Source organism: Streptomyces sp. NPDC017993, assembly GCF_044328065.1.
Classification (GTDB): domain Bacteria; phylum Actinomycetota; class Actinomycetes; order Streptomycetales; family Streptomycetaceae; genus Streptomyces.
The window spans coordinates 94,466-117,743 of record NZ_JBIRGO010000017.1; the positions used below are offsets into that span (position 1 = coordinate 94,466).

Genomic DNA, 23,278 nt, shown 5'->3' on the forward strand with positions numbered 1-23,278 from the left:
CTCACCCCTTGTAGAAGAGGTCCTCCACCACGCCGCGCGCCCGCCGGGTGATCCGGCGGTAGTCGTCGAGCATCTCCCCGACATGGCCTTCCTCGTAGCCGAGGTAGCGGCCCACGGCCGCCAGCTCGCGGCCGTCCACCGGGAAGGTGTCGCCGGGACGGCCGCGCACCAGCATCACGGCGTTGCGCACCCGCGCCGCCAGCACCCACGCCTCGTCCAGCGTCGCGGCGTCCTCGGTGCCGATCAGCTCGGCGGCGTGCGCGGCCGCCAGCGCCTCGCGGGTGCGGGTCGTGCGCAGCCCGGGGACCTCCCAGCCGTGCCGCATCTGGAGCAGCTGTACCGTCCACTCGACGTCGCTCAGGCCGCCGCGCCCCAGCTTGGCGTGGGTGGTCGGGTCGGCGCCGCGCGGCAGCCGCTCGGACTCCATGCGGGCCTTGAGCCGGCGGATCTCGCGGACCGCGTCCTCGCCGATCCCCTCGGCCGGATAGCGCAGCGGGTCGATCATCTCGATGAACCGCTGCCCCAACTCCACGTCCCCGGCGACCGGTTCGGCGCGCAGCAGTGCCTGCGCCTCCCAGACCAGCGACCAGCGCCGGTAGTAGGCGCCGTAGGAGGCGAGGGTGCGCACCAGCGGGCCCGACCTGCCCTCCGGGCGCAGATCCGCGTCGATCGGCAACGGCGGGTCGGAGGAGGGGAGTTCGAGCAGCCGGCGGATCTCGTTGGCGACGGCCTGCGCGGCCTTGGCGGCCTCGTGTTCGTCGGCTCCCTCGCGGGGTTCGTGCACGAACAGCACATCCGCGTCCGAGCCGTAGCTCAGCTCCTGGCCGCCGAAGCGGCCCATGCCGATCACCGCGAAGCGGGTGGGCAGGGTGGTGCCCCACCGGTCGCGGACGGCGGCGCGCAGGGCACCGGCGAGCGTGGCGGCAGTGAGGTTGGAGACGGCGGAGCCGACGACGTCGATGGCGTGGCCGTGGTCCTCCTCTGCGGGGGTGCCCTCCGTGCCGTACGCGCCGATGATGTCGGCGGCGGCGGTACGGAACAGCTCGCGCCTGCGCACCCCTCGGGCCACCGCGACGCCCGCCTCGGCGCCCTCCGCGCGGCCGACGGCGGCCAGCACCTCCTGCTCCAGCGCGGCCCTGCTCCGCGGCTGCAGTCCATCGGACGCGCCGAGCAGTGCCACCGCCTCGGGGGCGCGCAGCAGCAGGTCGGGGGCGAGCCGCCCGGCGGACAGCACCCGGGCGAGATTCTCCGCGGCCGCGCCCTCGTCGCGCAGCAGCCGCAGATACCAGGGGGTCTTGCCCAGCGCGTCGGAGACCTTGCGGAAGTTGAGCAGTCCGGCGTCCGGGTCCGCGGAGTCGGCGAACCAGGACAGCAGCACCGGCAGCAGCGTCCGCTGGATGGCGGCCTTGCGGGTCACGCCGGACGACAGTGCCTCCAGGTGCCGCAGCGCACCCACCGGGTCGGCGTAGCCGAGGGCTTCCAGCCGCTGTCCCGCCGCCTTCGCGGACAGCCGGGTCTCCCCGGGCTCCAGATGCGCGACGGCGTCCAGCAGCGGCCGGTAGAAGAGCTTCTCGTGCAGCCGGCGCACCTCGCGGGCGTGCCAGCGCCACTCCTTGCGCAGGGTCTCGACGGGCTCGGTGCGCAGGCCCAGCGAGCGCGCCAGGCGCCGCAGATCGGCCTCGGCCTCCGGCATCAGGTGCGTCCGGCGCATCCGGAAGAGCTGGATGCGGTGCTCCAGGGTGCGCAGGAAGCGGTAGGCGGCATCCAGGGCGGCGGCGTCCTGGCGCCCGACGTAGCCGCCTGCCGCGAGCGCGCCCAGGGCGTCGAGCGTCGTTGCGCTGCGGAGCGTGGCATCGCTGCGTCCGTGCACCAACTGGAGAAGCTGGACGGCGAATTCGACGTCGCGCAGACCGCCGGGCCCGAGCTTGAGCTCCCGGTCGACCTGGGCGGCGGGGATGTTCGCCACGACCCGGCGGCGCATCTGGCGCACGTCGACGACGAAGTTCTCGCGCTCGGAGACCTGCCACACCATGGGCGCGAGGGCATCGACGTACTCCTGCCCCAGCTCCAGGTCGCCGGCCATCGGGCGGGCCTTGAGCAGCGCCTGGAACTCCCAGGTCTTGGCCCATCGCTGGTAGTAGGCGAGGTGACTGCTCAGTGTCCGCACCAGCGGGCCGTTACGGCCCTCGGGACGCAGATTGGCGTCCACCGGCCAGATGGTGCCCTCGGCGGTGACGTCGGAGCACAGGCGCATCATCCGGGCGGCGAGCCGCGTCGCGGCCTGAACCGCCTTGGCCTCCTCGACGCCGTCCTTCGCCTCGGCGACGAAGATGACGTCGACGTCCGAGACGTAGTTCAGCTCACGACCACCGCACTTGCCCATGCCGATGACGGAGAGCCGGCAGCAGGCCACGTCCTCGGGCTGCTCCTCGTGGGCGACCTCCAGGGCGGCCCGCACCGTCGCGGTGGCGAGGTCCGCGAGCTCCGCCGCGGCCTCCGCGACATCGGTCGTCCCGCACACGTCGCGGGCGGCGATGCCCAGCAGCGCCCTGCGGTAGGCGACGCGCAGCGCGTCCGCACGCGACCGGTCCGCGCCCTCGCCCCAGATGCCCTCGGCCAGCGCCTGCTCGAACTCGGGGGTGGTGGGATGAAGATCGACCGACTCGTAGGTGATCAGCGACTGCCAGTCGTGCGGATGCCGGGCGAGATGGTCGCCGAGGGCCTCGGAGGCACCCAGCACCCCCAGCAGCCGGTCGCGCACCGGCTTCGCCGAGACGATGGTGCTCAGCAGCGCCTGCTGCTCGTCGGGGGCCTGGGCCTCCACCAACCGGGCGAGGCCGAGCAGCGCGAGATCCGGGTCCGCGGTGGCCCCGAGGGCTTCGAGCAGGACCGAGTCATCGCGTACCGCGGCGAATTCGGGCGCGTCGAGCAGCTGCCCGGCCGCCGAAGGATCGGTGAAACCGTGCCTCAGCAGCCGGGTGAAGGCGCTGCTCCGCCGTCCCTGCGGAGCGGGTAGTGCCATGGTGCAGCCTCTCGGTGACGCCCCGCGAAGCACACACACTCCGCGGGGTGCGTCGGACTCTCTACAGCACGGGCAGCATCTTGCGCAGCTTTCCTGCTTCTGTCTTACGGAGGAATTGATGCATGGTGATCCTTACCTGAGAAGACTCTACCGGTGAGGCCCCTGACCAGCAGTCGGGCGCTCGCCATGGGTTGCCGGCGGGTCACCCCGGGGCGCACTTCGACGGCCCGCGGACGGCTCCGGAGCCGGCCCACTCGCCGTTCGCAAGATCATCTCGCCGCACGTAAAGCTCCATTCCCACCAGGGCGTGCCTACGGGATGCGCTCCTTGTGCGTGAACGTCCCGGGAAACAGCGTCAGAAACTCCTTCTCCTGAGGAATCAGCAAGGTTCCCCACGAGCCGTCGGTGAAACCGAATTGGAACTCCTTCTGCCCGCTGCTGCGCCGGCGGGTCCAGGCGAGGGCGGCTCGGGGGAAGCAGACACCTGCTTCGACGTCGGGCGCTGTCTGTGATCGGTGGACGTTCTGGATGTAGGCGAATCGCAGCCGGCAATCGGTGAGCATCAAAACCGTGATGACGCCGGTGTCCGACTGCGGCTGCCCTGCCGCCAGCCATTGACCGGCCAGGCTGTCCCAGGTGCCGAAGAAGCGTCCGTTCTTCTTCTGCCGCTTCGCTCGCGCCGCAGGGTCGCCGGTCGCCTTGACCGAACCGGGTTTCGGATCGGTGAGCGTCGCGGATTCGAAGAGGAAGGAGAAGAAGCCGCGCCGCTTGTCTCCCGGCAACGCCGATCCGGCCAGCACCTTCGGCCGCCGGTCGGGCGGCACGTCGGCATCGTCCTCCCGGAGGTCGGACATGGCGCGGCAGACCTCGAACGCTCCGATGAGCTGTTCGCCCATGGGGAGTGTGGAGGAAGCGCTTGTGATCAGATCGGGCTGCATGGTGGTGAACCTTTGTCGGGGGCGAATCACGCAGTGCTGGTGCCGGGATTTTCTCGCGGAAGTCCACGAGCGGTCGATCGGCCGGGCATCAGCCGAACACCGCATCGGCCGGGGCGGTGGACCTTGTGCACGGTGATGCCACATTCGCTGTGAAGGTTCGTGTCACCAGGTCCACGGATGTCGTGAAAACGTAGCCGGAGGACCGGGGTGGCGCGCCGTCAGTGGCGACCATGCGCAGGCTCGTGCTCGTTGCCGGCTGTTCACCCTCCCAGCCGTTCGCGGCGAAGGCAGCCGACACCCGGGCGAGCGCCGCCTGCAGGTCGGCGGGGGCAACGTTCTCGATATGCCACGCATGCGTCGCGGAACAGGGGGAGCGCAGGCCCTTTCCCCAGCAGGTCTCGCAGGTGGTGGAGTTGACCTGATGTCCCCCGCCCACGGTCCCGCGCAGTGCGGCCGCGTCCATAAGCCGGCTCGAATGCCAGAAAATTTCCTGCTTGACGACCTCGTCCGGCTCGGTGCTGAGGGGAGCCGCCTGCTGTATGGCGCGATACTCCTCGATCTCCTGGTCGGTTCCCCAGTCGATCGTCTTGAGTATTTCGGCAAAGAGCTCGGAGTGCAGATCCCAGCCTTCCGGGGACGGGGAAGCCAGTTCGAATATCAACATTTCTGCGGTGTCCGGCAGCGGTACGAACACCTGGATCTCGGACTGCGGGATCAACTCCTCCGCTCCGGTTGGCGAGGATTCCGCAGCCAGCACGAATCCGGACCCCCCGATACGGGTGAGTGCAGGCCCGCACGGAAGCTCCACCTCCTGGTACTCGTCTTCGGGGTGCTTCCGCTCCAACAGTTCGCGCGTGGTACGCAACAGAGATGCTTCGTCCTCACTGTCGTGTTCCACTTGGCTGACCATGACCGTGGAAGCAGTGGGCCTTCCCTCGACCTCCAGGAAGCACAGTCCGGCATAGATGACGTCGGCCTCCGCCATCGCCTCCAGCTGTGCAGCGATCCCAAAGGCAAAGCGGAGCTGATCATCCGCGGAATGTTCCGGCATCAGGTCAGTGGCGATGGCATGAAGACTCTCGGCCACCTCGTCGGTATCGGCGACATTCACCGGAAGTTCCCGAATGAATTCCGGCATGATCCATCCGATACGCAACCGTGACGGCCGCCGGCCACCGGTCGGCCCGGCCATGGCGTCGGCGTTGGGGGTGGGCTCGGCGTCGGCGTCGGCGGGCGAATTCGCTTGAGACATTCTGTGGCTCTCCCGTCGCTCAGGCGGCGAGCGTCCGGTGGAATGCGCCTCCCGAGGCGGCTTTCGCCTCCCCGTCCGGGTGCTGGGCTACCCCGTGGAGGAACGAGCCGCCCTTGAGACCCAACTGGATGCCGTGAATGGCACCGTCCGAAAGCGGCTTTCCGACAGCTCCCAGGCCCGCGTTCGCCCACTTCATGGTGAGCGGCTTGGCGAGTCCCTCCCGGATGGCACCCGGCGTCTCTCGCGCGATGGCCTTGACGTTGCCCAGACCCTTGACGGCGCCACCGACCTTCGTTGCCAGTTTCGCCCCGGAGCCAGCTGCCTTGAAGCCGGCTCCCGCCGCCTTGAACACACCGCCGACACCGGGGATGACACCCGCCGCATCCAGCGCGATCTTCCAGCCTGACGTGCCGTTCCCGCGCGCGTTGCCCATCCAGTGACCGGCCATGGCTCCGGCCGCACAGACGGCAGAGGCGCCGCCCAGCAGGGCTGACGCGGCCTGGCCGACGACCGGGATGACGTTGACGGCAAGCGCCGCGGCCGCCAGGCCCGCCGAAATGGTGGACAGCGTGTCCGCGTGATCGACGAGCCAGTCCTTGAAGTCGTTCCAGCCCTTCTTCAGACCATCGACGGCCCGGTTCCACCAGTGGATGTCGGGCGGGTGGTTCTCCGAGGCCTTGAGAATCGCGCGTTCCGCCTCGCCCGCGCGGTCCTTCCAATGGGCGTAGATACGCTCCGCCTCACGGACGAGATCGTCCAGCTTGTCCTGGGCGCTGTTCGCCTTGTCCCGGGCAGCTTCCATCTCGTGGTCGATGCTTTTGGCCTTCGCCGGATCCATCGGCTGCCCGAACATCGGCTGGTACTTCACATACAGCTTGTTGTAGTGGTCGTTGTCCGCCTCGGCCTGCTTACGGGCCGTCGCGGCCTCGGCCTCGACCTTTCCCGCCTTGTCCTGGAACCCTTGAAGGTGCGTATGCCAGCCGCGCAGCGCCTTCGCGCAATCATGCATCGACTCGGTGCCCTGCCGCAGGTACTTGGGCAGTTCGCCGAGTTTCTTGGCGAAGTTCTGCGCCGCCTCGCCCTGCCAGGCTCCGTCACCCTTGCCAACCGACTTGAGCAGGTGGTCGAGTTCTTCCAATTCATCGCCCACGGATTTCACATCCGAAGCGAGCGCCTGGATGGCGTGCAGGTCTCCCTTGGCCGGATTGAAGCCGACTCCGGGCCAGGCCGAATCGTCGTCGATGAACATACTGCGCCAGGACATGCGTTTCCCCCTGCGGTAATTCCGTGATCAGGCTTGCTGGTGAACTCCGAGCGTGACGGTCACTTCTTCCCCATCATCTTGGAGTTCTCTTCTTCGCCCGCCTCATAGGCGTCCAGCGTCGCCTTCAGTCTCTCGTTGATATCCTTGGCGGCATCAGCGATCCGCTTGATTCCGTCGCCCCACTGCCCCTGGAATTCATCGCACGCGTCGTCGAGGCCGTCCGTGCCCAGCGTCTTGGGGCCCACCTTGTTCAGGCGCTTCTGGGCATCGCGCATGCGGTCGTCCGCATCCGAAAGCTTGTCGAGCATCTGCTGCACGCGCCCGACGTCGATCCTGAAGTCCGTCGCCATAATGCGATTCCCCCCGCGCTCGGCTGTTTCTTGAGCGCGACGATCCCCGGTCGGCACTCCGAATCACCGTATCGCAACCGCTCAATGGAGCGAAAACGCAGAGGCAAAGGGAGGGTAATGCGATACCTGCATGAAGCAAAGAATTTTAAATAGAAGGAAATTCGGCATGCGACATGTCGGAAATGTCATTGAAAGACTTGACCTGCTACGTGCTGGTCATGGCACCGGCAAAAGCGGAGTGGCACCCGGCCCTGACCACGCGCCGGACAACCCGGCCCGCGTGGGAGACAAAAGGAAGGGGCCCTCGGTCAATTACCGAGGGCCCCTTCGTCGTTCAGTGGCGGCGCCGAGTGTGACCTGCCCCTACAGCACGGGCAGCATCTTGCGCAGCTCGAAGGCGGTGACCTCGGAGCGGTACTCCTCCCACTCCTGCTTCTTGTTGCGGAGGAAGAAGTCGAAGACGTGCTCGCCGAGGGTCTCGGCGACCAGCTCGCTGCGCTCCATCAGGTCGATGGCCTCGCCCAGGTTCTGCGGCAGCGGCTCGATGCCCATCGCCCGGCGCTCGGAGTCCGACAGCGCCCAGACGTCGTCGTCGGCACCGGCCGGGAGCTCGTAGCCCTCCTCGATGCCCTTGAGGCCGGCGGCGAGCAGCACCGCGTACGTGAGGTAGGGGTTGGCGCCGGAGTCGATCGACCGGACCTCGACCCGGGTCGAGCCCATCTTGCCGGGCTTGTACATCGGGACGCGGATCAGCGCGGAGCGGTTGTTGTGGCCCCAGCAGATGTACGAGGGGGCCTCGCCGCCGGCGCCCGCGGTGCGGTTGGCGCCGCCCCAGATGCGCTTGTAGGAGTTGACCCACTGGTTGGTGACGGCGGAGATCTCGCCGGCGTGCCGCAGGAGGCCGGCGATGAAGGAGCGGCCCACCTTGGAGAGCTGGTACTCGGAGCCGGACTCGTGGAAGGCGTTGCGGTCGCCTTCGAAGAGCGAGAGGTGGGTGTGCATGCCGGAGCCGGGGAACTCCGAGAACGGCTTGGGCATGAACGTGGCCTGCACGCCCTGCTCCAGCGCGACCTGCTTCATCACGAGCCGGAAGGTCATGATGTTGTCGGCGGTGGAGAGCGCGTCGGCGTAGCGCAGGTCGATCTCCTGCTGGCCGGGCGCGCCCTCGTGGTGGCTGAACTCCACCGAGATGCCCATCGACTCCAGCATCGTGATGGCCTGCCGGCGGAAGTCCATGCCGACGTTCTGCGGGGTGTGGTCGAAGTAGCCGGAGGAGTCGCCGGGCGTCGGCCGCTGACCGTCGACGGGCTTGTCCTTGAGCAGGAAGAACTCGATCTCGGGGTGGGTGTAGAAGGTGAACCCGAGGTCGGAGGTCTTGGCCAGGATGCGCTTGAGCACGTAGCGCGGGTCGGCGTACGACGGGGAGCCGTCCGGCATCAGGATGTCGCAGAACATCCGGGCGGTGCCGGGTGCCTCGGCCCGCCACGGCAGGATCTGGAAGGTTCCGGGGTCCGGCTTCGCGATCATGTCGGACTCGTACACACGGGCGAAGCCCTCGATGGCGGAGCCGTCGAACCCGATGCCTTCGTCGAAGGCCTGCTCCAGCTCCGCCGGGGCCACCGCCACGGACTTGAGGAACCCGAGTACGTCGGTGAACCACAGCCGTACGAAGCGGATATCGCGCTCCTCGAGCGTTCGGAGCACAAACTCCTGCTGCTTGTCCATGGGTCACCAATCCTTGCAGGTCAATCGGCCTGTCCACGCTCGTGGGCAAACGCGGCGTGGCACACCAGTATCACGTGAGGGGGTTACCGTCACATTACGCACCCTTGGCCTGATGCAGAACCGCCGGGCCGTTACCCCCGAACCGATCCTTCCCGCCCGACGCGCGTTCAGCGCGACCGGGGGTGGCAATCGGGGGGCTCGGCGCACTTCCGAGCGAGGGCCGGCGCCTCGCGGGAGCCGCCCACCGGGCCGCCGCGACACTCGCCGGTCACCTCCAAGACCCCCATTGCGTCAGAAAGACGATTAGACTGACGAGGTGCCTCAACTTCGTCTCGCCCTCCATCAGATCGATTCCTGCGTCGGCGACATCGCCGGGAACGCCGAGACGATCGTGCACCGGACCCGGCACGCCGCCGACCAGGGCGCACACCTCGTCGCGTTCCCCGAGATGGCACTGACCGGCTACCCCGTCGAGGACCTCGCGCTGCGCTCGTCGTTCGTCGAGGCGAGCCGCGCCGCGCTGCACGCGCTGGCCGGCCGCCTGGCCGACGAGGGCCTGGGCGACCTCCCGGTGATCGTGGGCTACCTCGACCGCTGCGCGCAGGACCGGCCGCGCTACGGACTCCCCGCGGGCTCGCCGCAGAACGCCGCCGCCGTACTGCACGGCGGCGAGGTGGCGCTGACCTTCGGCAAGCACCATCTGCCCAACTACGGCGTCTTCGACGAGTTCCGCTACTTCGTGCCCGGCGACACCCTGCCCGTCGTGCGGGTGCACGGCATCGATGTCGCGCTGGCCATCTGCGAAGACCTCTGGCAGGAGGGCGGCCGGGTGCCCGCCACGCGCAGCGCGGGCGCCGGACTGCTGGTGTCCGTCAACGCCTCGCCGTACGAGCGGGACAAGGACGACACCCGCCTGGAACTGGTGCGCAAGCGGGCCCGGGAGGCCGGCTGCACCACGGCCTACCTGGCGATGATCGGCGGGCAGGACGAGCTGGTCTTCGACGGCGACTCGATCGTCGTCGACAAGGACGGCGGGGTGATCGCGCGGGCTCCGCAGTTCGCCGAGGGCTGCGTCCTGGTCGACCTGGAGCTGCCGGCCGCTGCCGACGAGCCGTTGTCGGGCGTGCTGGACGACGGGCTGCGCGTCGAACACGTCGTACTGTCCGCCGACCCGCTGCCGGCCTACCCGCCCGAGACGCCCGGCGGCCAGGCGGAACGGCTGACGGCACTGGAGGAGATCTACACGGCGCTGGTCGTGGGGCTGCGTGCCTATGTCGCCAAGAACGGTTTCCACAGTGTGGTCCTGGGGCTGTCCGGCGGGATCGACTCCGCGCTGGTCGCCACGATCGCCTGTGACGCGCTGGGCGCGGGGCATGTGCACGCCGTCGCGATGCCCTCGCGCTACTCCTCGGAGCACTCGCTCACCGACGCGGCCGAACTGGCGCGCCGCACCGGCCTGTCGCTGCGCACCGTACCCATCGCTCCCATGTTCGACTCCTACATGGACGCGCTGCGGCTGACCGGGCTCGCCGAGGAGAACCTGCAGTCGCGGCTGCGCGGGACGACGCTGATGGCGATCTCCAACCAGGAGGGTCACCTGGTGCTGGCACCGGGCAACAAGTCCGAGCTGGCGTGCGGTTATTCGACGCTCTACGGCGACTCGGTGGGCGCGTACGGACCGATCAAGGACGTCTACAAAACGGTGGTCTACCAGCTGGCCCACTGGCGCAACCAGGCCGCCGCCGAGCGCGGCGAGACCCCGCCGATCCCGGAGAACACCCTCACCAAGCCACCCAGCGCGGAGCTGCGCCCCGGCCAGGTCGACACCGATTCGCTGCCGGACTACGACGTCCTGGACCGCGTTCTGGAGCTGTATGTCGACCGCGACCGGGGCCATGCGGAGATCGTGGCGCAGGGCTTCGACGAGGAGCTGGTGACCCGGGTGCTGCGGATGGTCGACCACGCCGAGTACAAGCGGCGGCAGTACCCGCCGGGCACCAAGATCTCCGCCAAGGGCTTCGGCAAGGACCGCCGGCTGCCGATCACCAACCGTTGGCGCGAGGGCTCCTGACCGGGAGCCCTGCCGGGTAGCGGCACGACAAGGGGCGCCGTGGCCCGCGGGCCACGGCGCCCCTGTGGTGTCCAGGCCGGCGCACCGCCTTCGGTTCAGCCGAGGGTCTTCGACGCCACCGCGGACTCGGTGTGCTCCCCGGCTCCCGTGTCGGCGTCCGCCTTCGCGCTGCGGGCGACGATCCGGGAGGAGTCCCGGGCTCCGCGGTCCAGGAGACCGGCCGTGACGGCGACGATCAGGCCGACGCCCGCGAGGACCGCGCCGACCAGCGTCGGTGAGGTCCAGCCCCAGCCCGCCGTCAGGGCAAGGCCGCCGACCCAGGCCCCGCCCGCGTTGGCGAGGTTGAAGGCGGACTGGTTGGAGGCGGCCGCCAGGGTCGGCGCCTGCTGGGCCTTGTTCATGACCAGCATCTGCAGCGGGGTCGTGGTCATGAAGCCGACGGCGCCGATGAGGACGACGCTGACCAGGGCCGCCCACTTCACCTCGGCGGTGAAGTGGAAGACGGCCAGGATGACGGTGAGCGCCGCCAGCGACCCGTACAGGGTGGGCCGCAGCGCCCGGTCGGTCAGCGGGCCCGCGACGAGCGCGCCCAGCGTCATGCCGATGCCGAAGAGGGCGAGCACGAGCGTCACCGAGGTCTCGGAGAAGCCGGTGACCTCGGTCATCATCGACGCGAGATAGCTGTAGACGGCGAAGATCCCGGCGAAGCCGAAGACGGTGGTGAGCAGGCCGAGCAGCACCTGGCGGTTGCCCAGGGCGCGCAGTTCCCGGCCCAGGCCGGTGCGCTCGTCGGCCGGCAGCGGCGGGATCAGCTTGGCCAGGGCGGCCATCGCGACGAGCCCGATGGCGGCCACGACGAGGAAGGTCGCGCGCCAGCCGAGGTGCTGGCCGAGCAGCGTCGCGGCGGGCACCCCGACGATGTTGGCGACGGTCAGGCCGAGGAACATCGTGGCGACCGCGCGGGCCTGCCGGCCCTCGCGCACCAGCCGGGCGGCGACCACCGCGCCGACGCCGAAGAACGCGCCGTGCGGGAGTCCGGCCAGCAGCCGGCCGGCGATCAGCGTGCCGAAGCCGGGGGCCAGGGCGGAGGCGAGGTTGCCGACCGTGAAGACCGCCATCAGCAGGACGAGCATCCGTTTGCGCGGGATGCGGGAGCCGAGGGCGGTCAGGAGCGGGGCGCCTATGACGACGCCGAGGGCGTAGGCGGAGACGAGGTAGCCGGCGGTGGGCACGGAGGTGCCCAGATCCTCCGCGACGTTGGGCAGCAGGCCCATCATCACGAATTCCGTGGTGCCGATACCGAAGGCCGAGATCGCGAGAGCGAGCAGAGCCAAGGGCATGGAAAACCTTTCCAGGGACGAGGGGAAGCGCGCACGGTCGGGCATGCGGCCGGGAGGACAGTAAGTTCTCTAGCGGAACAAAGTCTCTCAGCCCAAGTATTCCATCCCGAGAACGGGACGTTACGAGCCGACGTCGTACCGCCCCGTAACCGCTTCCCGGCCCCGCGGCACACGCCTAACCCGTCCGCGGCAGCGGGGCCCTTCGCCGCCCGGGTCAGACCTTGACCGACGCCGCGATCGGGAGGTGATCGCTGCCCGTGGCCGGCATCGTCCACGCCGCCACCGGGTCCATCCCCTTCATCATGATCTGGTCGATCCTGGCCATCGCGAACCCGGCGGGCCAGCTGAAGCCGAACCCGTCGCCCGCGGCGCCCTGCGCGGAGCGCATCTGCGAGGTGACCGGGGCGAGCGACCGGTCGTTCATGGTGCCGTTGAGGTCGCCGAGCAGCATCACCTTGGGCACCGGGTCGGCGGCGATCGCCTCGCCCAGCGCCCGGGCGCTGCCGTCGCGCTGGTTGGCGGTGAAGCCCGCCTCGACCTTGACCCGGACCGACGGCAGATGCGCGACGTAGACGGCGAACTGTTGGCCGTCGGCCGCGGTGACGGTGGCGCGCAGCGCCCGGGTCCAGCCCATCTTGATATCCACCGGCGCGGCGTCGGACAGCGGGCGCTTGCTCCAGAGGCCGACGGTGCCCTCCACCGCGTGATAGCGGAAGGTCTTGGCCAGCTCCCGCCGGTAGGTGGGCAAGGCGGCGGGGGTCAGCTCCTCCAGGGCCACCACGTCGGCGCCGGACGCCGCGATGTCCCGCGCGGTGGCCGTCGGGTCTGCGTTGCCGGCGTCGACGTTGTGCGTGGCGACGGTGAGGTTGCCGCCGGTACCCGACTTGTCGGTGAGGAGTCCGCCGAAGAGATTGACCCAGGCGACGACCGGCAGCAGCAGGGCGACGAGCGCGGTCGCCGAGCGCCGCAGCAGCGCGGCGATCAGCAGCACCGGCACGCCCAGGCCCAGCCACGGCAGGAAGGTCTCCAGCAGACTGCCCATGTTCCCCACGGCGTTGGGGATCTTGGCATGCAGCACCATCAGCAGCCCGAGCAGCACGGCGAGCACCGCGAGCACGACGCCGCGCCGCCACATCCCTTCCGGACGCCACCAGTTCAACAGGCGTCCGACGCGGGAACCGGTCCGATCGGGCTCCTGGCCCTGCCCCGGCTCCGTCATGTATGCCTGCGCCATTTCCGCTGTCCTCACTGCCTTGCTCCGGTGTGCCTCACCTGTGGTCTTCGACCCTAGGCGATGGTCCGTAACGCTCTTTCTTAGAAGTGAGGACGGTGGGGCGGCGGGTCCGGGTTCCGGCCCGCGGGGCCAGGAGGGCGGCTGTGACAGAACGGGCACGGTCCCGTCATGTCCCACGCGCCCGCGGCGTCGCCCGGGGGGCCTTCGGCAGCGGGTGCCGGGGCCTGCCGGGGCGTCAACACCGCACGCGCCGGCGGCCGTCAGCCGGCCACGGCGGGCGGCTCGGGACGTACGCCCTCCAGCACCATGTCGACGATGTCCTCGGCGAGGCCGTCGGGCAGTTCCTTCCACTCGTGCAGGACGGCGCGGGCCAGCATCGGGCCGACGAAGAGGTCGGCGACCGTCTCGATGTCGTGGTCGGTGCGGATCTCGCCGTTCGCCATGCCGCGCCGGAGGACGGCGAGCAGTGCCTCGTGGCGGGCCCGTACGACCGTCTCGTGGTACTCGGCCCACAACTCCGGCTGGGCCTGCACATGGCTGACGATGGTGCGCAGCAGCGCGGAGTTGCGCTTGGCCAGTCCGCGCCGGCGCAGGAACTCCAGCAGCGAGATCAGGTCCTCGCGTACGGACAGACCGGCCGGCGGCGGGTTCGGCGCATCCATCGACCGCATGACGTCGAGCAGCAGGGCGCTCTTGCCCGGCCAGCGGCGGTAGACGGTGGCCTTGCCCACACCGGCCTCGCGGGCGATGCCCTCCATCGACAGCTCGCCGATGGACGCGCCGTTCTCGATCAGGCGCAGCACGGCCTCGATGATGGCGGTGTCGGCCGCGGCGCTGCGCGGTCTGCCGCGGCGCTCGGGGGCCACCGGCCCCGGTCGCGCGTCGGCTGTCGCCGCCTCGGAGTCTTCCGCCGCCCGGCTCATTGTCGTGCGCCCGCCTTTCGCTCTTCCCGCGGCTCCGCCGCACGCGGCGCCGTGCCCATTTTGCCGGGCAGGAACGCCGCGACCACCACGGCGCCGACCAGGGCGGTAGCGGCGGAGCCGAGGGCGGTGACGTGCATGGCGTGCACGAAGGCGTCGCGGGCGGCGCCGACCAGTTCCCGTCCGGCCGGGCCCAGGCGGTCGGCGAGGCCGAGGGTCGCCTCGATGGACTCGCCGGCGGCGTGCCGGGCGGCGGCGGGGACGCCGGGCAGGGTGTCGAGCGTGCCCTGGATGCCGTTCCGGTAGGTGGTGGACAGCAGCGAGCCGAGGACGGCCACACCGAGGGTGCCGCCGACCTGCCGGAAGGTGTTGTTCAGGGCGGAGCCGGAGCCGGCCTTCTCCCGGGGCAGGGACTGCATGATCGAGACGGTAACCGGCGGCATGATGTGCGCCATGCCGGTGCCCTGGACGAAGAACAGCACCTCCAGCACCCACATGGGCGAGTCGGTGTCGAGCAGCAGCATGCCGGTCATGGTGACGGCGACCAGCAGCATGCCGACGGTGCACACGACGCGGGCGCCGAAGCGGTCCACGACGTGCCGGGCCCGTGGCGAGAAGATCATCTGGGCGGCCGCCAGCGGCAGGATCAGCAGCCCGGCCTGGAGCGGGGTGTAGCCCCGCACGCTCTGGACGTAGAACACGATGAAGAACGTGACCCCCATCAGCGCGAAGAAGACCAGCGCTATGGCGGCGACGGCCGCCGAGAAGGCGGGCTTGCGGAAGTAGCTGATGTCGATGGACGGGTGATCGCTGTGCTTCTGGTGCAGGACGAAGCCGGTCAGCACGGCGAGGCCGCCCAGGGCCGCCGCGAGCACCTGCGGGTCGGTGAAGTCGGCGAGCTGGCCGCCCCTGATGATCCCGTAGACCAGCAGCACCAGCCCGACGACCGACAGCAGGACGCCCACCGGGTCGAGACGGCCCGGACGGGGGTCCCTGGAGTCGGGCACCAGGAAGACCATCGCGACCAGCGCGATCAGCACGATCGGGACGTTGACGAGGAAGACCGAGCCCCACCAGAAGTGGTCGAGCAGCAGCCCGCCGGCGATCGGGCCGATGGCTATGGCGAGGCCCACACCGCCGGCCCAGATGCCGATGGCCTTGGGCTGCTCGTCCCGCTCGAAGACGTTCATCAAGATGGCGAGGGTGGCGGGCATGACGAAGGCGCCGCCCAGGCCCATCACGGCGCGGAAGGCGATGAGCTCGGCGGGCGAGCCGGCGACCGCGGCGAGCACCGACCCCGCGCCGAAGACCGCCAGGCCGAACAGCAGCACCTTCTTGCGCCCCAGGCGGTCGCCGAGGAGCCCGGAGGTGAAGAGCAGTCCGGCGAAGACGAGCGTGTAGGAGTTGATCGCCCACTCCAGCTCGCTCTGGGTGGCGCCCAGACCGGCGGGGGCCGGGGTGGCGATCGTCTTCATGGCGACGTTGAGGATGGAGTTGTCCAGCACCACGATGAGCAGGCTGAGCATGAGAACGGTGAGGATCGCCCAGCGGCGGCGGTGGACGTGGTCGGGGACGCGGTGGGCGGTTTCGCCCGGCGTGGTGGTGGCCATGACACCACTCTACCCTTTTCGATACGGGACCGTTCCGTATCGTTGAATACCCGGTCCACGGCCCCTTTCCCTTGTGCGCGTCGCGTGCCAGCATGGAAGCGAGTCCGGGGACGCCGTCAGGGCGCCTCGAGATGATGAAGAGGAGCCGTCACCATGACGCAGCTTTCGCCTGCCCAGAAGCCGGCCGAGGGGTCTTCCTCCGGGTCCGCGCCGAAGCCCCCCTCCGACAGCAGCAAGTCGCTGTACGGCGGTAAGGGCTCGCGCCGCATCACCGTCCGTGACATCGCGGCGGCCAAGCAGCGCGGCGAGAAGTGGCCGATGCTCACCGCCTATGACGCCATGACCGCCTCCGTCTTCGACGAGGCGGGGATCCCCGTCCTGCTCGTCGGCGACTCGATGGGCAACTGTCACCTCGGCTACGAGTCCACCGTGCCGGTCACGATGGACGAGATCACCCTCCTCTCCGCCGCCGTCGTACGGGGTACCAAGCGCACCCTGGTCGTCGGCGACCTGCCGTTCGGCGCGTACCAGGAAGGCCCGGTCCAGGCACTGCGCAACGCCACCCGACTGGTCAAGGAAGCCGGTGTGGGCGCCGTCAAGCTGGAGGGCGGCGAGCGCTCCGCGCACCAGGTGGAGCTGCTGGTGTCGTCCGGCATCCCGGTGATGGCGCATGTCGGCCTGACCCCGCAGTCCGTCAACGCCTACGGCGGCTACCCGGTACAGGGCCGCGGCGAGGAGGCCGCCCAGCAACTGCTGCGGGACGCCAAGGCGGTCCAGGACGCCGGGGCGTTCGCCGTCGTCCTGGAGGCCGTACCGGCCGAGCTGGCCGCCGAGGTGACCCGCTCGCTGTACATCCCGACCGTCGGCATCGGCGCGGGCCTGGACTGCGACGCGCAGGTGCTGGTGTGGACCGACATGGCCGGGATCACCGCGGGCCGGGTGCCGCGCTTCGTCAAGCAGTACCTCCAGCTGCGGGAGCTGCTGGGCGGCGCGGCCAAGGCGTTCGCGGAGGATGTCGTCGGCGGCACCTTCCCGGCCGAGGAGCACACCTTCCACTAGGCGGGAGCCGAACGCCCGCCCCCTGACGCCTGGGCCCTGTCCCCCCGGGGTCCAGGCCCCGGACGGCGGCCGGAACGCATCGTTCCGGCCGCCGTTCGCGCGGTTCGACCCGTTTTCCGAAAGTGCGTTCCCGGCGCGCTCCTGGCGCCGGTGTCGGCGCTCTGTCGGCGGCCTGTCGGTGCGTTGTCAGTGGCAGCTGTCATCTTTGGCGGCATGACGCGAAAGACGATAACCACCAAGGGCGGCAACGCCGTGGAGGTGCGCGGTCTGGTCAAGCACTTCGGCGAGGTCAAGGCCGTCGACGGAGTGGACCTGGACGTGCGGGAAGGCACCGTGCTCGGTGTGCTCGGCCCCAACGGCGCCGGCAAGACCACGCTCGTACGCTGCCTTTCCACCCTGCTGGTCCCGGACGCCGGAAGCGCCTTCGTGGCCGGCTACGACGTGGTGCGCCAGCCCCGCGCGCTGCGCCGCACGATCGGCCTGACCGGGCAGTACGCCTCGGTCGACGAGAAGCTCTCCGGCTGGGAGAACCTCTACATGATCGGGCGGCTGCTCGATCTGTCCCGCAAGGACGCCCGCCGGCGCGCGGACGAGATGCTGGAGCGGTTCTCCCTGACCGAAGCCGCCAAGCGGCCCGCCGCCAAGTACAGCGGCGGTATGCGCCGCCGGCTGGACCTGGCCGCCTCGATGATCGGGCAGCCGGCGGTGCTGTATCTGGACGAGCCCACCACCGGGCTGGACCCGCGCACCCGCAACGAGGTGTGGGAAGAGGTCCAGCGGATGGTCCGCGAAGGCGCGACGGTCCTGCTCACCACCCAGTACATGGAAGAGGCCGAGCAGTTGGCGAACGAGCTGACGGTCATCGACCGCGGCCGGGTGATCGCCGAGGGCAAGGTCGACGAGCTCAAGGCCAAGGTCGGCGGCCGCACCCTGCAGATCCGGCCGACGGACGCCGGCGAGCTGGACCGGATGGTCGGCGCCATCGCGCAGTCCGGCCTGGACGGCATCGCGGGCGCCACCGCTGACCACGACGGGGGTGTGGTCAACGTACCGATCATCAGCGACGAACAGCTGACCGCCGTGGTCAACGTGCTCGGACAGCGGGACTTCCAGCTCGCCGGGATCAGCACCCATCTGCCCAGCCTGGACGAGGTGTTCCTGGCCATCACCGGCCAGAAGACCTCCGAGTCCGAGGCCGGCACCGACGCCGGCGACACCCACGACCAGCAGTACGCGGAGGTATCGGCATGAGTGCCGCAACGATGACGGCGCCACGGATCAAGCCGGGCGCCGACGAGGGCCGGATCGGCGTCCGCGCCAACCTGCGGCACATCGGCGCGCTGGTGCGGCGCAACGCCCTCCAGATCAAGCAGGACCCGGAGTCGATGTTCGACGCCCTGCTGATGCCGGTCATCTTCATCCTGCTGTTCGTCTACGTCTTCGGCGGCGCCATCGCAGGCAAGGGCAACCAGCAGGACTACGTGCAGTATCTGGTGCCCGGCATGATGGCGATGATGGGCATGAACATCGCCATGGCGGTGGGCACGGGCGTCAACGAGGACTTCCGCAAGGGCGTCATGGACCGTTTCCGGACCATGCCCATCGCCCGGTCCTCGGTCCTGATCGCCAAGATCGTCGTCGAGGTCGGCCGGATGCTGATCGCCACCGCGATCCTGCTCGGCATGGGGTTCCTGCTCGGCCTGGAGGTCAAGGGCGGCATCCTCGAATTCCTGGGCGCGATCGTGCTGTCCACGGCCTTCGGCGCCGCCCTGATGTGGATCTTCATCCTGCTGGGGCTCGCCATGAAGACCCCGCAGGCCGTGCAGGGCGTGGCGATGCTGGTGCTGATGCCGCTCCAGTTCGGCTCGTCGATCTTCGCGCCGACGAAGTCGATGCCCGGCTGGCTGGAGGGCTTCACCACGGTCAACCCGCTCTCCAACCTGGCCGACGCGGCGCGCGCCCTGATCAACGGACAGGGGGCGGTCGCCCATCCCACCCTGGTCACCCTCGGCTGGGCGGTCGCCATCACGGCCGTGACCATGCCGCTGGCGGTCGCGAAGTTCCGCAACAAGACCTGAGCTTGTCGCGCAGGCCGTGTCTTTTGGATCAGTCCGGCGACCCCGGGGTGATCCGAAAGGCACGGCCTGGCCCTCGACCGCTACCGGCCGTTGCCGACGTCCGCCGGCCGGCGGTTCGGCAGGCTTCGCCGTCCTCGGTTCCACCGTGAGCACCGACCCAGGAGGCACCCGATGACCGCCCCGGACCACACGGCCAGGCCCGTCACTCCGGCGAACCCGACCGCCGACCACACCGCCGCGGCCCAGCTGAAGCGTCCGGCCGGCGAAATCCGCGACCGGGCCTCGGTGGCAGCCGTCCACGGCCGGCCCGTCACCAGCGCGGGCGTCACCGTCACCCCGGTCGCCGAGGTCGGCTTCAGCGTCGGCGGTGGTGCGGGACGCGAGGCCGCAGCAGCCACGACCGGCGAATGCGGAGCAGACGGCGGAGTCAGGGCCCGGCCCCGCGGCTTCCTCCAGATCAAGAACGGCACCGCCACCGACAAACCGCTCCGGAACCCCTGGCCGGCTGCCGTCGTACCGCTCGCCGCTCTCCTGGCAGGCGCTGCCCTCCCGCGACTCGCACGCCGCCTTGCCGAGCGCCGCCTCGGGTGAGCAGGCGGCCGCCGGGTGGCCGGAAGCTGCGTCCGCTCCTGGGCCGGCGCGGCTCGCTCCCCGTCGGCGCGCGTCAGATGAGGGCGGTGGCCTCTTCCAAGGAGAGGCCGCCCCCCTCGGCGTACGCGCGGGCATACCCCGCGTCGCCCAGCAGCGTCCGCGCCGTGGCCTCGGTGCGGGCCCGGTCCACGCGCACGCTCCTCGTCTGGACGTGCGAACGCGCCCGCAGGGCGTCGTACGCACCCAGCAGCCGGGCCGCGTCCGCCCCTCCACGCTCGCCCCGCGCGGCCATCAACACGCGTGCCGCGGTGAGGAGTTGGATCACCGGGAGCTCCGGCGCGACGATCTTCGTCAGCGAGTCCTGCACCAGTTCCATGGCCGACCGGAACTCCGGCAGCAGCGCCTCGCCGGTCCGCCCGTCGTCGATGTCCAGCGAGAGCAACGCGGCTTCCAGGATCCCGACGAACAGGTCGGGGGCCTTCGGGCCCAGCAGCTCGCGCACCGCGCGCAGTTCACCGCGCGCCTCCGCGGTACGCCCCGACATCCCCAGCCGCATGGCGAGCGTCATCCGCGCGAAGGGGACGGTGTCGCGTCCGCTGTGCCGGCCCTCGGCCAGCTCCAGTACCTCGCGCAGCATCCGCTCGCCGACCTCTTCCTGGCCTTCCTCGATCAGCACGGCGCCCAGCCGGGTGCGCAGCAGCAGGGTCTGGCCGTGCGCCCCCAGCTCCTCGGCGTGGACCATCGCGGCGCGGTAGTCCTGCGCGGCGAGCGCGTACTCGCCCCGCCTCTCACGGGCCTCGCCACGGCCCGAGAGCGCCTCGGCCGCGCCCCACGCGTCACCGATCCGCAGGAAGATCCGCAGGGCCTCGTCGGCGTCCGCGGTCGCCGTCTCCAGTCCGCCGGGGTGGTCGTTGAGGACCTTGGAGCGCAGTTGCAGGACGAAGGCGAGCTCCCAGTCGTAGCCGAGGTCGCGGCAGGCGTCCACGGTGGTGTCGACCAGATGCGTCAGCTGGTCGTACTGCCCGTTGATCAGCACCGCGTAGTGCCACATGACGCCCGGCACCTTGCAGGTCTGCGGCATCCCGCCGCGGTAGGTGGCGAGGATGCCCGCCAGCTCCTCCTTCATCCTGGGCTCCCGCAGCCTCTCGATATCGCTGTCGGAGCTGGCGAGGACGACCAACCGGACCTCGCGGCGGGCTTCCTGGAGGTGTTCGGGGTCCATCGGCGGCGGCTTGTCGATCGGCCGCTCGGGCAGATCGGGAGCGGGGGCGGCGGGCGCCGCGAACGGGTTGGGGCCCAGCGCGGCGACCGCCGTCGCCCAGGCGTATGCGTCGCTGCGATGGTCGCGCAGGAACCAGAACCACTGCAGGGACAGCACCAGGCACAGCGCCTCCTGCTCGTCGCCGGCGGCGACGGCACGGCGCAGCGCCGTCCGCAGGTTGTCGTGCTCCAGCTCCAGCCGCTCCATGCAGGGACCCTGGCGGGGGCCGCGCAGCAACGGGTCCGTGGTGCGGGCCAGTTCGCGGTAGGCGATGAGGTGACGCCGTTCGGCGCCGGCCCGCTCCCCCGCCTCGTCCAGCCGCTCGCCTGCGTACTCCCCGACGGTCTCCAGCAGCCGGTAGCGCATCTGCCCCCCTTGCGCGGGCGTCGCCACCACCAGCGACTTGTCGATCAGCGAGCCGAGCAGCGACGCCACATCGCGGGCGTCGACGCCGCCACCCGCGCAGACCTCCTCCGCGGCGGCCAGGTCGCAGCCACCGGCGAAGACGGACAGCCGGCGCAGCACGGCGCGCTCGGACTCGTCGGTCAGGTCCCAGGACCAGTCCACCACCGCGCGCAGCGTCTGCTGCCGGGGCAGCAGGGTGCGGCTGCCGCTCGTCAGCAGCCGGAAACGGTCGTCCAGCCGGTCGGCCAGCTGCCGCGGGGAGAGCATCCTCAGGCGCGCCGCGGCGAGTTCGACGGCGAGCGGCAGGCCGTCCAGCCGTCGGCAGATCTCGGCGCAGGCCGCCGGGTCGTCGTCGACGCGGAAGCCGGGGCGGGCGGCGGCCCCGCGGTCGGCGAGCAGGCGCAGCGCGACCGGGTCGGGCAGCGGTTCGACGGGCCGCAGCACCTCGCCCGGTACGGCCAGCGGCTCGCGGCTCGTCGCCAGCACCGTCACGCCGGGGCATTCGGCGAGCAGCCGCTCGGCGAGGGCCGCGGCGGCCCCGATCACGTGCTCGCAGTTGTCGAGCACCAGCAGCATCCGGCGGCCGGCGCAGTGCTCGGCGAGCCGGGCGAGCGGATCCAGGGCGGTCGGGTCGGTGGCGGCCCGCAGGCCCTCGGCAGTGGTGCCGCGGACGACGGTCTCCCGGGCACCGAGGGCGGTGAGCACCGCTTCCGCCACGGTCTGCGGATCGTCCACCGGCGCGAGCTCGGCGAGCCATACGCCGTGCGGCCAGGCGTCCGGGGCGACGGCCGCGGCGGCTTCCGCGCCCTCCTGCGACAGCCGGGTCTTCCCCGCCCCGCCGGGACCCAGCAGGGTCACCAGCCGGTGTGCGGCGAGGTCGGCGCGGATCGCGGCGAGGTCGGCTTCCCGGCCGACGAAGGAGGTCGGCCGGGCCCGGAGGTTGCCGGGGCGGAAGGGGGCGCGGGGGCTGATGGGGCGAGTCGGGCGGGGCGCGCCGGCGGCGGCCGGGTCCGGGCCTGCCGGATCCGCGACCGGGTCGTACGCGGTGGCGTTGTGCGCGGTGGCGTTGTGCGCGGCCGGGTCGTATGCGGCGGGGTCGTACGCGGACAGGTGGGCGGGGGTGCCCGTCCGGCCCGGTGCGTCCGCGCCCGCCCCGGCGCCGTTCCCCGGGGCGCCTGTCACGGCCTGCCTCGGAGCGTTCCGACGGCCCGGCGGCGGTCCCAGCAGCTCGGCGTGCAGGGCGCGCAGCTCCGGGCCGGGGTCGGCGCCCAGGCGGCCGGCGAGGTCGCTGCGTATGTCCTCGTAGGCGGCCAGCGCCTCGGCGGTGCGGCCCGCGTCACGCAAGGCGCGCAGCCGCAGGGCCTGGAGCGGCTCGTCCAGTGGATGGTCCTGGCACAGGGCGGCGAGGGTGGGCAGGGCGTGGCCGGCCCGGCCGAGGGCCAGGTCGGCGGCGAGCCGGGTGCGCCGGGCGTCGAGCCGGCGGCTCTCGGCGCGAGACGCCTCGACGCTCGCGTCGGGGAGGTCGGCGAGGGCCGGGCCGCGCCAGAGCGCGAGCGCCTCGTCGAGGAGGGCGGCGGCACGGGCCGGGTCGGCGGCCAGGGCCCGGCCGCCCTCCGCCGCGAGCCGTTCGAAACGGTGCAGGTCCACGGCCTCAGGCTCGGCGCACAGGCGGTAGCCGCCGTCGACCGAGACGACCGCGGCGTGACCGAGGACACGGCGGAGCCTGCCGATCAGGGCCTGCAACGCGCCGGCCGCGTCGGCGGGCGGGTCCATGCCCCAGACGTCGGCGATCAGGACGCTCGTGGTCAGCGCCCGCCCCGGCCGCAGCGCGAGGGCGGCGAGCAGGGCGCGCAGGCGTGCGCCGCCGAGGGCGACGGGGGTGCCGTCGGCCCGGCCGGCCTGGGTGGTGCCGAGAATTCCGTAGCGCACCGAGCCATTGTCGTTCACCGCCGCGCCGCTCACGCTGCGCTCACACCCTTTACGTCCCTGAGAAACCCCGTACATGGCCACCGCCCCCGGAAATCGGCCTGAGGTCCACCTTGCCCGGAACTCGGCAGGTACCGCGCTTCGTTTTCCACGGGAGTTGGCCGAAGAGGAACGATGCGCCGGTCGCCACCGCGCGGATACGGTCATGGCTGTCCACCCCGAGAACCCCAGG

At 70.9% G+C, this 23,278-nt stretch carries 16 protein-coding genes; 5 read left to right on the forward strand and 11 right to left on the reverse strand.

All coding sequences use genetic code 11. The features are described from left to right. Position 1: 1 nt before the first annotated feature. The 6 genes from ACH4FH_RS28130 to ACH4FH_RS28155 all read right to left on the reverse strand — a co-directional run bounded on the left by ACH4FH_RS28130 (position 2) and on the right by ACH4FH_RS28155 (position 8,551). Entirely contained in the window at positions 2 to 3,022 is a 3,021-nt protein-coding gene (locus tag ACH4FH_RS28130) for a bifunctional [glutamine synthetase] adenylyltransferase/[glutamine synthetase]-adenylyl-L-tyrosine phosphorylase (RefSeq protein ID WP_398558718.1), read from the reverse strand. Positions 3,023 to 3,333: 311 nt separating this feature from the next. Next, a complete protein-coding gene (locus ACH4FH_RS28135; RefSeq protein ID WP_398558719.1) occupies positions 3,334 to 3,960 on the reverse strand; it encodes a hypothetical protein in 627 nt (208 codons plus the stop codon). Between the two features lie 88 nt (positions 3,961 to 4,048). Then, positions 4,049 to 5,212 (reverse strand): hypothetical protein, encoded by a 1,164-nt coding sequence (locus ACH4FH_RS28140; protein ID WP_398558720.1) that lies wholly within the window; start codon positions 5,210 to 5,212, stop codon positions 4,049 to 4,051. 19 nt (positions 5,213 to 5,231) lie between these two features. Next, positions 5,232 to 6,461: a putative T7SS-secreted protein gene (locus ACH4FH_RS28145; RefSeq protein WP_398558721.1), complete on the reverse strand. Its 1,230-nt coding sequence runs from the start codon at positions 6,459 to 6,461 to the stop codon at positions 5,232 to 5,234. A gap of 74 nt (positions 6,462 to 6,535) precedes the next feature. Beyond that, a complete protein-coding gene (locus ACH4FH_RS28150; protein ID WP_398558722.1) occupies positions 6,536 to 6,826 on the reverse strand; it encodes a WXG100 family type VII secretion target in 291 nt (96 codons plus the stop codon). Positions 6,827 to 7,189: 363 nt separating this feature from the next. After that, positions 7,190 to 8,551, reverse strand: coding sequence for a glutamine synthetase family protein (locus tag ACH4FH_RS28155; RefSeq protein WP_393892146.1), 1,362 nt, complete (start codon positions 8,549 to 8,551; stop codon positions 7,190 to 7,192). A gap of 316 nt (positions 8,552 to 8,867) precedes the next feature. Between ACH4FH_RS28155 and ACH4FH_RS28160 the strand changes: the two genes are divergently transcribed. Beyond that, positions 8,868 to 10,622 (forward strand): NAD+ synthase, encoded by a 1,755-nt coding sequence (locus ACH4FH_RS28160; RefSeq protein ID WP_398558723.1) that lies wholly within the window; start codon positions 8,868 to 8,870, stop codon positions 10,620 to 10,622. Positions 10,623 to 10,717: 95 nt separating this feature from the next. Here ACH4FH_RS28160 and ACH4FH_RS28165 read toward each other — a convergent pair whose 3' ends face one another. The 4 genes from ACH4FH_RS28165 to ACH4FH_RS28180 form a co-directional block, all read right to left on the reverse strand. Then, complete coding sequence (locus ACH4FH_RS28165) at positions 10,718 to 11,962, reverse strand: MFS transporter (RefSeq protein WP_398558724.1); 1,245 nt, start codon at positions 11,960 to 11,962, stop codon at positions 10,718 to 10,720. Between the two features lie 214 nt (positions 11,963 to 12,176). Next, a complete protein-coding gene (locus ACH4FH_RS28170; RefSeq protein ID WP_398558802.1) occupies positions 12,177 to 13,097 on the reverse strand; it encodes an endonuclease/exonuclease/phosphatase family protein in 921 nt (306 codons plus the stop codon). A gap of 359 nt (positions 13,098 to 13,456) precedes the next feature. Continuing rightward, complete coding sequence (locus ACH4FH_RS28175; RefSeq protein WP_398558725.1) at positions 13,457 to 14,119, reverse strand: TetR/AcrR family transcriptional regulator; 663 nt, start codon at positions 14,117 to 14,119, stop codon at positions 13,457 to 13,459. Next, the gene (locus ACH4FH_RS28180) at positions 14,116 to 15,726 is read right to left on the reverse strand and encodes an MFS transporter (RefSeq protein ID WP_398558726.1); all 1,611 of its coding nucleotides are present in this window, start codon (positions 15,724 to 15,726) and stop codon (positions 14,116 to 14,118) included. Before ACH4FH_RS28180 ends, ACH4FH_RS28175 begins: the two co-directional genes overlap by 4 nt. A 153-nt stretch (positions 15,727 to 15,879) precedes the next feature. On the opposite strand from ACH4FH_RS28180, the gene panB reads away from it, so the two are divergent. From panB to ACH4FH_RS28200, 4 genes are all read left to right on the forward strand, one after another. Further along, positions 15,880 to 16,785 (forward strand): 3-methyl-2-oxobutanoate hydroxymethyltransferase, encoded by a 906-nt coding sequence (panB, locus tag ACH4FH_RS28185; RefSeq protein WP_398558727.1) that lies wholly within the window; start codon positions 15,880 to 15,882, stop codon positions 16,783 to 16,785. Between the two features lie 213 nt (positions 16,786 to 16,998). Next, positions 16,999 to 18,036 (forward strand): ATP-binding cassette domain-containing protein, encoded by a 1,038-nt coding sequence (locus ACH4FH_RS28190; protein WP_398558728.1) that lies wholly within the window; start codon positions 16,999 to 17,001, stop codon positions 18,034 to 18,036. Beyond that, on the forward strand, positions 18,033 to 18,863 hold the full coding sequence (locus ACH4FH_RS28195) for an ABC transporter permease (protein ID WP_398558729.1): 831 nt from the start codon (positions 18,033 to 18,035) through the stop codon (positions 18,861 to 18,863). The genes ACH4FH_RS28190 and ACH4FH_RS28195 overlap by 4 nt, the downstream gene beginning before the upstream one ends. A gap of 171 nt (positions 18,864 to 19,034) precedes the next feature. Beyond that, on the forward strand, positions 19,035 to 19,454 hold the full coding sequence (locus ACH4FH_RS28200; RefSeq protein ID WP_398558730.1) for a sporulation protein: 420 nt from the start codon (positions 19,035 to 19,037) through the stop codon (positions 19,452 to 19,454). A gap of 73 nt (positions 19,455 to 19,527) precedes the next feature. Here ACH4FH_RS28200 and ACH4FH_RS28205 read toward each other — a convergent pair whose 3' ends face one another. Further along, complete coding sequence (locus ACH4FH_RS28205) at positions 19,528 to 23,124, reverse strand: AfsR/SARP family transcriptional regulator (protein ID WP_398558731.1); 3,597 nt, start codon at positions 23,122 to 23,124, stop codon at positions 19,528 to 19,530. Between the last annotated feature and the right edge of the window lie 154 nt (positions 23,125 to 23,278).